Annotated in this window: 1 pseudogene; it reads left to right on the forward strand. The window is 44.1% G+C overall.

Going from position 1 to position 356, the window contains the following annotated elements:
* Window positions 1-356, forward strand: a pseudogene (locus tag ACP45E_RS14985) (heparinase II/III domain-containing protein); the annotation flags it as partial.

Genomic DNA, 356 nt, shown 5'->3' on the forward strand with positions numbered 1-356 from the left:
GTTACGAGCACAACCGTCACAAACAAAACTACATTCACATGGATATTGCGGGTCGCCTGTTCCTTATCACAGAAGATCAGAAGTATCGCGATTACATCGTAGAGATGCTAACGGCATACGCTAAGGTGTACCCAACTCTTGAGAGCAACGTCAGTAAAGATACTAACCCTCCAGGTAAAATCTTCCACCAAACGCTAAACGAAAACATGTGGATGCTTTACGCGTCTTGTGCATACTCTTGTGTATTCCACACGCTTTCTGACGAACAAAAGACACTGATTGAAACAGACTTGTTCAAGCAGATGATCGACCTATTCGTTGTGACTTACGGTCACGACTTCGATATCGTGCACAAC

Origin of the sequence: Vibrio genomosp. F10 str. 9ZD137, assembly GCF_049974785.1 — a bacterium.
Classification (GTDB): Bacteria; Pseudomonadota; Gammaproteobacteria; order Enterobacterales; family Vibrionaceae; genus Vibrio.